General features: G+C 71.5%; 12 protein-coding genes and 2 pseudogenes. 6 read left to right on the top strand and 8 right to left on the bottom strand.

The features are described from left to right. Nucleotides 1–118 precede the first annotated feature (118 nt). Both AB0F72_RS29710 and rho read right to left on the bottom strand, forming a co-directional pair. The gene (locus tag AB0F72_RS29710; protein WP_360437748.1) at nt 119–1,609 is read right to left on the bottom strand and encodes a SpoIIE family protein phosphatase; all 1,491 of its coding nucleotides are present in this window, start codon (nt 1,607–1,609) and stop codon (nt 119–121) included. Nucleotides 1,610–1,646: 37 nt separating this feature from the next. Next, a pseudogene (rho, locus tag AB0F72_RS29705) lies at nt 1,647–2,699 on the bottom strand (transcription termination factor Rho); the annotation flags it as partial. A 290-nt stretch (nt 2,700–2,989) separates the two neighbouring features. Between rho and AB0F72_RS29700 the strand changes: the two are divergent. Beyond that, nucleotides 2,990–3,217 (top strand): annotated as a pseudogene (locus tag AB0F72_RS29700) (helix-turn-helix transcriptional regulator); the annotation flags it as partial. A 364-nt stretch (nt 3,218–3,581) separates the two neighbouring features. Here the strand turns inward: AB0F72_RS29700 and AB0F72_RS29695 are convergent. The 4 genes from AB0F72_RS29695 to glnII all read right to left on the bottom strand — a co-directional run bounded on the left by AB0F72_RS29695 (nt 3,582) and on the right by glnII (nt 6,221). Beyond that, entirely contained in the window at nt 3,582–3,989 is a 408-nt protein-coding gene (locus tag AB0F72_RS29695; protein ID WP_360437745.1) for an ATP-binding protein, read from the bottom strand. Further along, nucleotides 3,982–4,311 (bottom strand): STAS domain-containing protein, encoded by a 330-nt coding sequence (locus AB0F72_RS29690; RefSeq protein WP_360437742.1) that lies wholly within the window; start codon nt 4,309–4,311, stop codon nt 3,982–3,984. The genes AB0F72_RS29695 and AB0F72_RS29690 overlap by 8 nt, the downstream gene beginning before the upstream one ends. Nucleotides 4,312–4,402: 91 nt before the next feature. Beyond that, nucleotides 4,403–5,167: an N-formylglutamate amidohydrolase gene (locus tag AB0F72_RS29685; RefSeq protein ID WP_360437739.1), complete on the bottom strand. Its 765-nt coding sequence runs from the start codon at nt 5,165–5,167 to the stop codon at nt 4,403–4,405. 52 nt (nt 5,168–5,219) lie between these two features. Then, nucleotides 5,220–6,221: a glutamine synthetase gene (glnII, locus tag AB0F72_RS29680; RefSeq protein WP_360437736.1), complete on the bottom strand. Its 1,002-nt coding sequence runs from the start codon at nt 6,219–6,221 to the stop codon at nt 5,220–5,222. A gap of 184 nt (nt 6,222–6,405) precedes the next feature. On the opposite strand from glnII, the gene AB0F72_RS29675 reads away from it, so the two are divergent. Continuing rightward, the gene (locus AB0F72_RS29675) at nt 6,406–6,885 is read left to right on the top strand and encodes a MarR family transcriptional regulator (RefSeq protein ID WP_360437733.1); all 480 of its coding nucleotides are present in this window, start codon (nt 6,406–6,408) and stop codon (nt 6,883–6,885) included. 10 nt (nt 6,886–6,895) lie between these two features. Here the strand turns inward: AB0F72_RS29675 and AB0F72_RS29670 are convergent, their stop codons facing one another. Then, nucleotides 6,896–7,747, bottom strand: a complete 852-nt coding sequence (locus tag AB0F72_RS29670; RefSeq protein ID WP_360437730.1) for a LysR family transcriptional regulator — start codon at nt 7,745–7,747, stop codon at nt 6,896–6,898. 72 nt (nt 7,748–7,819) lie between these two features. On the opposite strand from AB0F72_RS29670, the gene AB0F72_RS29665 reads away from it, so the two are divergent. From AB0F72_RS29665 to AB0F72_RS29655, 3 genes are read left to right on the top strand one after another with little or no spacing between them, the layout of a single operon-like run. After that, nucleotides 7,820–8,497 (top strand): type 1 glutamine amidotransferase domain-containing protein, encoded by a 678-nt coding sequence (locus tag AB0F72_RS29665; protein WP_360437727.1) that lies wholly within the window; start codon nt 7,820–7,822, stop codon nt 8,495–8,497. A 41-nt stretch (nt 8,498–8,538) separates the two neighbouring features. Beyond that, nucleotides 8,539–9,441 (top strand): universal stress protein, encoded by a 903-nt coding sequence (locus AB0F72_RS29660; protein WP_360437724.1) that lies wholly within the window; start codon nt 8,539–8,541, stop codon nt 9,439–9,441. 44 nt (nt 9,442–9,485) lie between these two features. Further along, entirely contained in the window at nt 9,486–11,120 is a 1,635-nt protein-coding gene (locus tag AB0F72_RS29655) for a methyl-accepting chemotaxis protein (RefSeq protein ID WP_360437721.1), read from the top strand. A gap of 83 nt (nt 11,121–11,203) precedes the next feature. Here AB0F72_RS29655 and AB0F72_RS29650 read toward each other — a convergent pair whose 3' ends face one another. Then, the gene (locus AB0F72_RS29650) at nt 11,204–12,127 is read right to left on the bottom strand and encodes a siderophore-interacting protein (RefSeq protein WP_360437718.1); all 924 of its coding nucleotides are present in this window, start codon (nt 12,125–12,127) and stop codon (nt 11,204–11,206) included. 197 nt (nt 12,128–12,324) lie between these two features. On the opposite strand from AB0F72_RS29650, the gene AB0F72_RS29645 reads away from it, so the two are divergent. Beyond that, complete coding sequence (locus tag AB0F72_RS29645; RefSeq protein ID WP_360437715.1) at nt 12,325–12,783, top strand: response regulator; 459 nt, start codon at nt 12,325–12,327, stop codon at nt 12,781–12,783. Nucleotides 12,784–12,949: the final 166 nt, after the last annotated feature.

Genomic DNA, 12,949 nt, shown 5'->3' with positions numbered 1-12,949 from the left:
CTGCGTCGGCTACGGCTCGCGGGGGTGACGGGCTCACACCGATGTGACACATCACCCGGGACATGACACGCACGCTCCGCGCCTCGACTCCACACCCACAGAGCGCCGGGGGAACCGGTCACGCCGTCACCCGTACCGTCAATGTGCAGGTGTCGTCGTCCGGGCTGGGAGCGTGCAGCAGGCGGTGGAGCCGCGTCAGCGGATCCGCGCCGGGCGACGCCGACACGGCCGCGAGATGTCCGCGGACCTCGGCCGTCCGCCCGCCCGTGCGGCGTTCCACCAAGCCGTCGGTGTAGAAGAGGACCAGGTCACCGAGCTGCAGCCGGGCGCTCGCGACCGGGAACTCCTCCTCCGGTTCGGCCCCGAGCAGCAACCCGGGCGGGCGGTCCAGTTCGGCGCTCTCGCCGTCGCGGGACAGCAGCGGGGCCATGTGGCCGGCCCGCGCCCACGACAGCGTGCGGGTGCGCGGGTCGTAGACGGCCACCAGCGCGGTGCCGGTGATGTCCAGCTGGGTGCTGAGGCGGTTCAGGTGGCGGAGCAGGGTTCCGGGCTCGCGGATGCCGATCGACAGCCACGCGACCAGCGCGAATCGGAGGTGGGCCATGCCGCTTGCCGCGTCCAGCCCGTGGCCGGCCACGTCGCCGATGGCGAGGAGGACCAGGCCGTCCGGGAGGGTCTGCGCGTGGTACCAGTCGCCGCCCACCTGCGCCGCGCTCTCGGCCGGCAGGTAGCTGACCATCGCCTCCAGGCCGTCGAGGGCGAACGGCGCCTGCGGCACCGGCTGGATCATGCGTTGCAACTGGCCGGCGAGGCGGTGCTCGGCCAGGGCGGTCAATTCCCGGGTACGGAGTTTGTCACTGAGCGACTCGATCTCGGTGCGCGTGTCGACGCGGGCGGTGACGTCCTGGACCACCGCGTAGATCTTCACCGGTGAGCCCGTCGCGTCACGGGCCACGTCGGAGAGGATCCGCAGGTGCTTCACGGTGTCACCGACCCGGAACCGGACCGTCACGTCCGAGGTGGCGCCGGAGTCCAGGGTCTGCCAGGCGGCTTCGGCGAGCCCTCGGTCCTCGGGCAGCATCGCCTGCGCCTGGGCGACACGGGACAACGGTTCGAGCGCGGGATCCCGTTCGAAGATCCGGTACATCCCGGGTGACCAGCCGGTACGGCCGGTCGACAGGTCGTACTCCGACCAGCCGAGGCTGCCGAGCAGTTCGGTGCGCTCGAGGCGGCGCTGATGTTCGTCGACCCGCTGCCACCAGACCAGCAGGCCGCCCAGCACCCGGTTCACGCTGACCTCGAAGCGGGACTCGGCGACGACGCCGGGCTGGCGTTCCTCGTAGCGGAACTCGTCGAGCCGGCCGGGCTCCCCGGTCCGCATCACGTCGAGGTAGAGCTGCCAGAGCGGGCCGCCCACCATGGACGGGTAGAGCCCGCTGAGCGTCTCGTTGATGCGCTGGGTGCCACGGCCCTGGAGGTCGGCGGCACGGCCGCTGGTCGCGGCGATCCGGAAGTCGGATATCTCCCCGTTCTCCGGGACGGGCACCAGCCAGGTGCACCCCTCGGGGATCACGGCGAGCAATTCGCGCACCGCGGCCTCAACCGCCATCGCCACAGCCTATCGCCTGGCTCCGGACGGGCGCCGATCACGCGTACGGCAGGGAAGCCTTGATCCGGTGCAGGAAGGCCGCGTTGCTCGGGGTGGTCCGCAGCTGCTTCAGCAGCTGCTCCATGCCGTCGCGCTGGCCGGCGATCGCGCGGCGGACCTGCGCCACGACGGCGAGCTCCTCGGCCGGCAGCAGCGCCTCGTCGTGGCGGGTTCCGCTCGCGGCGACGTCGATCGCCGGGAAGGTCCGGGCCTCGGCCAGCGCGCGGTCGAGTTTCAGGTCGGCGTTGCCGGTGCTCTTGAGCTCCTCGTGGATCAGGCCGTCCATCGCCGAGCCGTTCTCCACGAGCGCTGTCGCGAGGATGGTGAGCGAGCCGCCGTTCTCGATGTTGCGGGCCGCGCCGAGCAGCTGTTTCGGCGGGTGCAGGGCGGACGCGTCCAGGCCGCCGGACAGGGTGCGCCCGCGGCCCGGCGCGGCCAGGTTGCAGGCGCGGCCCAGCCGGGTCACCGAGTCGATCAGCAGGACGACGTCCTGACCGTTCTCGACCAGGCGCTTGGCGCGCTCCACGGCGAGTTCGGCGATCAAGGTCTGCTCGCGCGGCGTGTGGTCGAACGTCGCCGCGATCACCTCGCCCCGAACCGTGCGGCGGATGTCGGTGACCTCTTCCGGGCGCTCGCCGACCAGCAGCACCATGAGGTGGCATTCGGGGTGGTTCCGCGTGATGCCGGCGGCGATGTGCCGCAGGACCGTGGTCTTGCCGGCTTTCGGCGGCGCCACGATCAGGGCGCGCTGGCCCTTGCCGATCGGCATGACCAGGTCGACGACCCGGGTGGTGAGGTCGCCGTTCTCCAGGCGGAGGCGCTCGGCCGGGTGCAGCGGGGTGAGGCGGTAGAAGTCGGGCCGGTGATCCGGGGCGTCGAGCGTGACGAGTTTGCGGCCCTCGTGCCGGAACACGCCCGTCACGTGGTCGCCGCGGCGCAGCCGGTGACGGCGCACCTCGGCCGCCGGCAGCGGGATGTCACCGGGGCCGGGAAGGTAGCCGTTCGCGCGGATCCAGGCCTTGTCGTCGACGATGTCGAGCAGGCCGTCCACCGCCGTGGTAGCAGGGGTGGGATCGGTCCGGCTCCGGGCCGGACGGGTGGCGACTTGGGTCATGCGAAACTCCTTGATGGGTACGGCTGCATCGCCGCCCCGCTGACGGGTCGCGGCACGGATGACGCCGTGTCAGAAATGCGGCGCGCAAGCGCCTGCGATGAGGAAGAAAGCTGATCACCGGGGGCCTGAGAACGCCCGCACCGGGAACCGCTGCGCACCACCGTAGCACTCGCCGGCGACGATGGCACTTAAGCTGGTGCCAGCGACGACGCACGGAGGAGACGGACATGGCACTGTTGCGCCGGGTTATCGGGGCGGTTCTGCGGCGGGTCCGCCAAGCTCAGAACCGCACACTCCGGGAGGTCGCCGAGGCGGCGGGCGTCTCCCTGCCGTACCTCTCCGAAGTGGAACGCGGCACCAAGGAGCCCTCGTCGGAGGTCCTCGCCGCGGTCTGCCGCGCGCTCGGCCTCCCCCTGCCCGACCTGCTCGACGAGGCCCGCAAGGAACTGCTCCGCGGCGCCCCGGCCCCGCGCGCCGGCCTGAGCGGCCCGGTCACCCGCGCAGGCGGGCCGATCCCCCGCGCCGCGATCGTCGCTCCGGTGCCGCGTTCCCGCTTCCTCACGCATCGCAGCGCCGGCTCCGGGGGACCGACCTGCTCGGTGGGGATCTCCCGCAGGCCGGGCGCGGGGTTGCGCTCCGCGGCGCGCTTGCGCTGCCGTCGCTTCTCCGATGTGTACGTCTGAGCCGCCCGCCCCAGCCCGTCCCCCGGCCTCGCGTCCCCCCGCCTCGCGATCTTGGAGGGTTGCCCAGCATCGTCGGGCAAAACGCCAAGATCGCAGGAACGCCGAGCGGGAGGCGCAGGAGAGCGCGCAGCCGGGGTCAGAGGTTCAGGCAGATCCGGACCAGGGTGCCCTCGGGGACTGCGGTGGTGTAGACGGCGTCGCAGACCCGCTCGACGATTGCCAGTCCCCGGCCGCGGACCGCCTCGGCGGACGGCATCGCGCGGCCGAACGGGCGCTCGGTTCCCCGGTCGACCACGTCGCAGACCAGGCGGCCGTCGCTCACCCACACCCGGATGTGGCCGCCGCCGGTGGTGTGCTGCAGCGTGTTGGTGGTGAGCTCGCTGACCGCCAGGGCTAGCAGGTCGATGCGGGCCTCCGCCATGCCGAGGGCGTGTGCCCGCTCGGTGACGAACGCCCGGACGGCCCGCAGGTCGTCCGGGACGGCGTAGGACATCCCGTCGCGGTCATCGGGCCCGCTGGTGTCCGGCCCGGTGGTCTCAGGCATGGCGGCGCTCTTCGGCGGGTGCGCTCAGCAGGGCGCCGACACCGGTGAGGTCCAGGACGGCGGCGACCGGGCCGGCGGCGTTGACCACGTAGACGTGGCCTCCGGTGTGCTTGGCCGCGTGATGCGCGGTGACCAGGCTGTGCACGCCGCTGGAGTCGAGGAAGGTCAGACCGGCCATGTCGACGAAGACCGCGGGGGCCCGGGTGAGCGCGTCCAGCAGGAGGCCGGTGAGCTGTTCGCGGGCGGAGAGGTCGCACTCACCGGTGAGCGACACGGTGATCCGGCCGGGCTCGGCGGACGCGCTCGCCTCGAATGTCGCCATCGACCGCCGCCCCTTTCTCCCCTGGTAACAGCCTGCCGGCTCACATCATGTCACCCGGTTCGCCCGAGCGCCCCTCCCGTTGTCAACCCCTTCAGGGGACGGCATCGACGAGCGCGGCGAGCGATCGGGCCAGCCGGTCCAGGCCGGCGCCGGGTTCGCCGCCGGGTTCCCGCATGTACTGGTCGCGGCGGATTTCGATCATCACGGCGGAGACCGAGCGGTCCCGGCCCCAGTAGTCCAGCGGGACGTAGCAGCCGGCGAACGGGCTGTTCCGGCCGGTCTCCGGGAACACCGCTTCGGCGGCGCCGAGCAGCCAGTCCGGAGTGTGCACCGGGTCGGTGCCGAGGCAGACCGGCGGGCGCGGGCCGTCGCGGTGGAGCTCGTAGGGCAGCGGCTCGGTCGCGTACGAGTGCACGTCGATGATCACGGCACGTCCGGTTGCGGCGATCCGCCGGGAGACCAGGGTGGTCATCGCTTCGGCGTACGGAAGGAAATGGTCCTTCAGCAGTGCCGCGTCGCGGTCCGGATCGCCGGCACGCAGGCGTCGCCCGGCATAGCCGTGGGTGTAGACCGGGCCCATGCCGGAGGCGAGCATCTCCTCGTCGTCGCCGGGGAACCGTTCCGGGTCGACGACCAGCCGGGACAGCCGGTTCACCAGCGTCCACGGGCGGCGAGCGGCCGCGCCGGCAGCGCGCGAGGCGATCACGTCGGTGTGCGCGTCGGTGAGGTGGTCCAGCTCCTCGGCGATCTCGGCGGGGCCGGGGAGGAGACCGGAGCCGATCAGCTCACGGGAGGCGTGCGGGACGTGCAGGATCACCGGGGACCCCGGGTCACCGGGAATGATCTCTTGGCTCATCGGAAGAGAGGCTAACGCGCGGGGACAAGTGTCCCCGCGCGTCCGCGGTGGATCAGGCCAGCTCGGTGCAGATCGTGTCGATCAGCAGGCGGGTGACCACGTACGGGTCGACGTTGGCGTTCGGGCGGCGGTCCTCGATGTAGCCCTTGCCGTCCTTCTCGACCTGCCACGGGATGCGCACCGAGGCGCCACGGTCCGAGACGCCGTAGCTGTACTCGGTCCACGGGGCGGTCTCGTGCAGGCCGGTGAGACGCTGGTCGATGCCGGCGCCGTACCCGTCGACGTGCTCCTGGCGCTTCTTGCCCAGGGCCTCGGCGGCCGCGATGATCGCGTCGTAGTTCTCGCGCATCGCCTTGGTGGAGAAGTTGGTGTGCGCGCCGGCGCCGTTCCAGTCGCCCTTGACCGGCTTCGGGTCGAGGGTGGCGGAGACGCCGTGGTCCTCGGCGATGCGGTAGAGCAGCCAGCGGGCGACCCAGAGCTCGTCGGCGACCTGCGGCGCGGCGACCGGGCCGATCTGGAACTCCCACTGGCCCGGCATGACCTCGGCGTTGATGCCGGAGAGGTTGAGGCCGGCGGCGAGGCAGGCGTCCATGTGCTCCTCGACGATCTCCCGGCCGAAGACCTCGTCCGCGCCGACGCCGCAGTAGTAGCCGCCCTGCGGGGCGGGGTAGCCGCCGCCGACCGGGAAGCCGAGCGGGCGGCCGTCCTTGAAGAACGTGTACTCCTGCTCGATGCCGAAGATCGCCTCCTGGTCGGCGAACTTCTCGGCGACCGCGCGCAGCGGGGCACGGGTGTTGGTCGGGTGCGGGGTGCCGTCGATCAGCTCGACCTCGCACAGGACCAGGATGTTGCTGCCGCCACGGATCGGGTCCGGACAGACGAAGACCGGCTTGAGCACGCAGTCCGACTTGTCGCCGGGCGCCTGGTTGGTGCTGGAGCCGTCGAAGCCCCAGATCGGGGGCTCGGCGCCGTCGGCCAGGATCTTGGTCTTGGAGCGCAGCTTGGCGGTGGGCTGGGTTCCGTCGACCCAGAGGTATTCGGCCTTGACAGCCATCTCATGTCTCCCAAAATTGAAAAAATCCGACACATCGACGAAAGTGCATCGAGGCCGGACAACCCTGACAGCGGCGCGGGAATGCTATCCACCGAAGATCAAATCCACGTTTCCGATCCCGCACCTCGGACAAGTGATCCCGGTTACCTTTCAGCCACCGAATGTTTCGGCCGATGAAGCAGTCGTGACGGAGTCTCTGGGTCGCTCGCCCCGCGGGTACGAGCTCGGCTACCTGGTTCTGCACGCCGGTCGCCTCGTGCAGAACGCGGTGGAGGAGGCCGCCGTCGAGGCCGGGATGCCGGCCATGGACCTGCTGGCGCTCTACATGCTCGGCGAGCACGAGGGGCTGACCGGCGGCGCGCTCGCCCGGTTGCTGCACGTCCAGCAGTCCTCGATCACCCCGCTCGCCGATCGCCTCGAGGCAGCCGGACTGATCGAGCGGGCCCGCGACGACAGCGACCGGCGGCGCGTGTGGCTCTGCCCGACCACGCAGGGCGGGACGATGGTGCGGCAGACCATGGCGGTGGCCCGGGATGCGGCCCGGCACGCGTTCGCGCCGCTGAGCCCCGGCTCGGCGTCGGCGCTGGCCGCCCTGCTCGGCGACGTGGTCGAGCCGTGGCTGGCCGAGGTCACCGGCTCACCGAAGTCGTCCCTGCACAAGTGAGGCCACCGGCTCACCAGAGTCGTCCCTGCACCAGTAGCGCCTCCCGAGCCGCCGCCACGTGCGGGGCGTCCTTCACGGCGGAGCGGGTCGCCAGGTACAGCGTGTTGATCGGCGGGTCGTCGGTCGGATGCAGGTCGACCAGCGCGCCGGTCCGCAAGTCGTCGGCGATCAGGTAGCGCGGCAGCACGGTGGCCCCGATCCCGGCGACGGCGGCCGCGCGCAGCGCCCGCAGGTCCGGCACCACGAGGACGGCCCGTTTCGGCGGCGGGGCGCCGAGCACGTGTCGCCACCATCGCCGAATAATGGGCATATCCTCGGCATATGCCATCAAACGTGATCTGTCGGTCTTTTGGGATGCACCGACCAGCAGGAACTCCTCGTCACAGAGCGGCTCCGCGTGCAGGCCGGCCCGGCGCGGGCGGATGGCGCTGACCACCATGTCGAGCCGGCCGGCCGAGAGGTCGGCGAGCAGATCGTCGGCGAGCCCGAGCCGCGCCCGCACGCTCACCCCGGTCGCGATCACCCCGGCCAGGGCGGGCAGCACCCGGACGGTCATCAGCTCGGCCGGTCCGCCGAGATGCAGGGTGCGCTCCGGCTCGTTGCCGAGCGAGCCGGCCACCCCGGCGAGGGCGTCCAGCGGCCCGTCCAACCGGCGGGCCAGGTCGTCGGCGGCCGGCGTCGGCGTCACGCCGCGGGCGCCCCGGACGAACAGGGCCTGCCCGAGCTGCGTCTCCAGGCTGCGCATCTGCGCCGTGACGGTGGGCTGGGAGAGCCCGAGCACCTCGGCGGCGCGGGTCAGCGTCCCGGACCGGTGGACGGTCAGGAAGGTGTGCAGCAGGTCGAGGGATACGCGTTCGGACACATCAGGAATCCTATGGCCGCCCCCATGCTTTTCTCTTGGTCCCCGATGGCTGGACCGGGGCAGGATCAGGCCATGACTTCCACCCGGAAAATCCTCATCGCACTGACCAGCCACGGCGACCTGGCCGGGCTCCGGCCGACCGGCTACTACCTGGCCGAGGCCGCCCACCCGTGGCACGTGTTCACGGAGGCCGGTTACACGGTCGACTTCGCCAGCGTCGCGGGCGGCCGGCCGCCGGTCGACGGCGAGGACCTGACCGACCCGATCCAGAAGGCGTTCACCGAGGACCCCGAGGTCACGGCGAAGGTCGGCAACACCCCGCGGTTCGCCGACGTGAACCAGGCCGACTACGACGCGATCCTCTTCGCCGGCGGCCACGGCGCCATGTTCGACTTCCCGAACGACAGGGACCTGGCCGCCCTCGCCCGTGACCTCTACGAGCGCGGCGGCGTGGTCTCCGCGGTCTGCCACGGTCCGGCCGCGCTGGCCGGCATCACGCTCTCGGACGGCTCGCCGATCGTGGCCGGCAAGAACATCGCCGCGTTCACCGACTCCGAGGAGGCCGCCGTCGGTCTGACCGATGTGGTCCCGTTCCTGCTGCAGAGCACCCTGGAGAAGCAGGGTGGCAAGCACACCGGCGCCGACGACTGGCAGCCGCACGTCGTCACCGACGGCCGTCTCGTCACCGGCCAGAACCCCGCCTCCTCGACCGGGGTGGCGGAAGCTGTCCTGAAGGTCCTCGCGAGCTAGGACTTTCGGCCTTGCCCACGAGTCGTCCAGACACGACGATCGTGGGTAGCAACGCCGAGGAGGTGGGCGCCGTGCCCGACCAGCGGATCGTGGTGGGTTACGACGGCTCTCCGGACGCCCGCAAGGCCGCCCGGTGGGCTCTGGACGAGGCGTACCGCACGGACGCGCCCGTCGAGCTGCTCTACGCGTACGAATGGCCCACCTATGTCCCGGCCGCGGCGATGATGCCCGCCGCCGCGGTCTACCCGGACGCGGAGACCGACGACGCGGTCGGCGAGATGCTGGGCCGCGCCATCGCGACGGCCGCCGACACCCACCCCGGGGTCCGCGTGCGGGCCCGGGTCGAGCACGGCACGGCCGCGGTGGCGCTCACCCAGCGCGGCGCCGACGCCGGCCTGCTGGTGGTCGGCGGCCCGCTGCACTCCGGCGTGCGCGCCCTGCTCGGCTCGACCGCCGCCTCGGTCAGCACGCACGCCCGCTGCCCGGTCGTCGTGGTCCGCGGCGAGCCGCACGCGGGCGACCCGGTCCTGGCCGGCGTCGACGACTCCCCCACCGCGGCCACCGTGCTCGGCTTCGCGTTCGAGCAGGCCGCGGTCCGGGGCGTCGGCGTCCGCGCGGTGCACGGCTGGCCGGTGCCGGACGGCGGGCGCGACCTGCTCTGCGAGCGCAACCTGGACGCGGTCGCCGCCGAGCGCCGCCGGCTCCAGGAGATCGTCGACTGCTGGCGGCGGCGCTTCCCCCACGTCCCGGTCACCACCGAGGTGCTGGTCGGGCCGCCCGGCGAGGTCCTCGCGGAGGCCGCGGCCGGCGCGCAGCTCGTGGTGGCCGGCGCGCGGGTGCGCCGGGCGTTGCGGATGGCGCTGCGTCCCTCGATCAGCCGGCACCTGCTGCACCGTGCCCGATGCAGCATCGCCCTGGTTCAGGGCTCTACCCCGGTAGGTTGAGCAATCGCGCCAAATGACCGGTAAGTCGCCCTATCGTGAACGACATGACGGTGAAGCGGGGGCTGCTGGAGAGGTTGCTCGGTGACCGCAGTCTGCTGATCAAGAGCACTGTCGCCGCCGTCTGCGTGGCCGTCGTGGCCCTCGGCGTGACGCTGGTGGCTCTGACCCGGCTCTCCGAGCTCCGCGACGACCTGCAGAAGATGAAGGACCAGCACGTCGACAGCATGGAGCAGATCGCCGACATGCGGGGCGGGCTCACCGAGTACTTCCGCAGCGCCCTGAAGTACGACGCCGGTCGATCCGGCAACAACGCGCAGCTCGCCCAGGCCGGACTGGACGGGGCCGAGGAGGCTTCTGCCAAGATCGATGAGGCGGTGGCCGCCTACGAGACGATCGCCACGACCTCCGGGGCCACCGACCGTCTCGCCAAACTCCAGGCGTTCTCCGAGGCGGTTCTGTACCACCGCGGGCTGAGCACCGTCATCATCTTCGGGCAGGCGCCGCCGGCCGGCTTCGAGATGCCCGCCGCGGACCAGATCCTCGCGGCGTTCAACACCTCCGACGCCACGATCACCACGACCATGAACGACCTGCAGGCCGCCGAGGAGGCCGACGCCGACGCGATGGCCGCCGACGGCACCGCTTCCTACGAGCGGGCACGCAACTTCGTGCTGGCCGGACTGGTGATCGGATTCGTCATCGCGGCCTTCGTCGGCTACGGCGTGATGCAGCTGATCAAACGGCAGCTGGCCACCGTCTCCCGGGCGCTCAGCGCGGTCGCCGACGGCGATCTCACCGTGCCGGCCGAGGTCCGCTCCCGCGACGAACTGGGCCAGATGGCCGAGGCCACCAACCGGGCCCGGGACGGCCTGATCGGCAGCGTGCGCAAACTCAACCACGGCGCCGAGGTCCTCGGCGAGGTCACCCAGCGCCTCGGCGCGATCACCACCCGCCTGGGCGCCGAGGCGCGGGAGGCCGCCGAGCAGGCGAACCTGGTCGCCGGCACGGCCAGTGAGGTCTCCGCGAGCGTGCAGTCGGTGGCCGCCGGCAGCGACGAGATGGGCGCGTCGATCCGGGAGATCTCGCAGAACGCCAACAGCGCCGCGCAGGTCGCCTCGAGCGCGGTGGGGGTGGCGCAGACGACCAACGACACGGTCGCCAAGCTGGGCACGTCCTCCGCGGAGATCGGCGACGTGGTCAAGGCGATCACCGCGATCGCCGAGCAGACCAACCTGCTGGCCCTGAACGCGACGATCGAGGCGGCCCGGGCCGGTGAGATGGGCAAGGGCTTCGCCGTCGTCGCCAGCGAGGTCAAGGATCTCGCCCAGGAGACCGCGCGGGCCACCGAGGACATCGCCCGCCGCGTCGAGGCGATCCAGGCCGACACGTCGAGCGCCGTCGTCGCGATCCAGGAGATCTCCCGCATCATCTCCGAGATCAACGACTACCAGGTCACGATCGCCTCGGCCGTCGAGGAGCAGACCGCGACGACGAACGAGATGAGCCGCAGCATCGGCGAGGCGGCCAACGGCGGCGCCAGCATCGCCGGCAGCATCAACGCGGTCGCCAGCGCCGCCCACGCCACGACCTCAGCGCTGGGCGAGGCCGAGGAGTCGGTGACCGAACTGACGACCGTCGCCGGTGAGCTGCGCGAGGTGGTCTCGGCCTTCCGGGTGTGATCCCGCGAGGTTCCGTCCCTTGCGGACGGTTCGGCCGGACGCCATCATCAGGGTCGAGAGCGGTCCGGCCGTACCGAAGGAAGTCAGCACTCGGCCTTGCCGAGGCGCCAGTAACCCATGAACGCGACCGCGCGCCGGTCCACGCCGCACCCGGTCACCAGGTGCCGGCGCAGCGTCTTGATCACCGCGGCCTCACCGGCCAGCCAGGCGTAGAAACCGTCGATCGTGGTCTCGGTGCCGTCCGGCACCTCCCACAGGATGTCGTGGTCGACGTCGATGTCCTCGAGGTCGGCCCGCACCGGCTTCGTGCAGTCGCCGAGCAGCCGCTGCGCCGCCGCCTCAACCTCCGGGATCAGACCGGCGCCGTGCGTGGCGCCGTCCCGCGACAGCCAGGTCACCCGGAAGCCGGCCGGCGCGCTGATCTCCAGCCGGTCGCCGTGCTCCGGAACCTCGAGCACGGCCTCGCCGCACGCGTCGGCGGGCAGCTTCTCCAAGATCGCGGCGATCGCCGGCACCGCTGTCTCGTCGCCGCCGAGCAGGATCCGGCGGGTGTTCACCGGCGGATGGAAGTCGATGCCACCGGAGGCGCCGGTGAAGTCGGCGTTCGGACCCATCAGCCGCGCCTGCGAGCCGGGCCGGGCGTTGACCGCCCACCGCGACGCCGGGCCGCTCACCCCGTGCAGCACCATGTCGACGTCGACCTCGCGCAGGTGCCGGCGCACGGCGCGCGCGGTGTAGGTGCGGATCGGGTTGCGCTGCTCGTCGGGCAGGCAGCGCCACTGCGTGTACCAGTCCAGGCCCTCCGGCAGGTGCTGGAAACCGGAGCCGTCGAGCGGCGGGATCAGTTTGATCCGCTGGTCGAACCCGTTGTCGGCGAACCGGTCCAGGTCCTCACCGGTGAACGTCACCCGCACGAAGTTCGGGCTCAGCCGGGTCACCCGGCTCACCTCGACCTCGAAGAATCGGAACGGGGGCGCCTCGGTGATGGGCACGGCGGTCTGGGTCACGGCTGCCTCCCCGGGCATTGCTTTTCCTGGGCCCTGCTGTTCGGGCATTGCTGTTCGGGCATTGCTTGTGCGGGCCCTGCTTTAGGTAACCCTAACCTAACACCCAACTCCGGTCGCTCCCGGACTGCAACGCGGGATTTCTGCGGCCCGCGACGGCCCGGCCGATCAATCAGGTCCCAGAGTGAAGGAGCCGGACAATGCCGCAGTCATCCACCACCATGATCACGTTCAGCGACGCCCAGGCGGCCGGCGTCTGGCGGGTGGAGGACTGGGCTGCGGCGCTGGAGCCGCCGACCGTCCTGGTCGTCGAGGACGACGAGGAGATCCGCGAGCTGATCGCCGAGGAGTTGCGGGCCGCCGGCTACCGTGCCCTCGTCACGGACAACGGGCTGACCGCGATGTCGATGGCCGTCAACGAGCGGCCGCACCTGATCGTCCTGGACGTGACGACGCGGAAGCTGAACGGGATCGGCTTCTGCTACGAGCTGCACTCGTCACCGGAGACCGCCCAGATCCCGGTGATCATCTGCGGCTACGGCGCACCGTCCGACATGGAGCTCGGCCGCGTGGTCGGCGCCGAGGACTACCTGATCAAGCCGGTCGCGCCGGCCGACCTGCTGGAGCGGGTCACCCGTCTGATCCCGGTCACGGCCTGACTTTTCTTTCCGGGGTACAGCCGCGATCGCGGGGATGGCATCGCCCAGCCGTAGCTCAGACATGTGATCAAGGCGGCGGATTCAATCGGTGGTTGCAACACAGTCTGTTTGTGCTGGTAGCGGTGCTGAGAGTAGCGCGTTGAGGGCTTGAGCGGGAGTTCTCATG

Origin of the sequence: Actinoplanes sp. NPDC023936, from assembly GCF_040639325.1 — a bacterium.
Lineage (GTDB): Bacteria > Actinomycetota > Actinomycetes > Mycobacteriales > Micromonosporaceae > Actinoplanes.
This window is presented reverse-complemented; position numbering and strand designations above follow the sequence as displayed.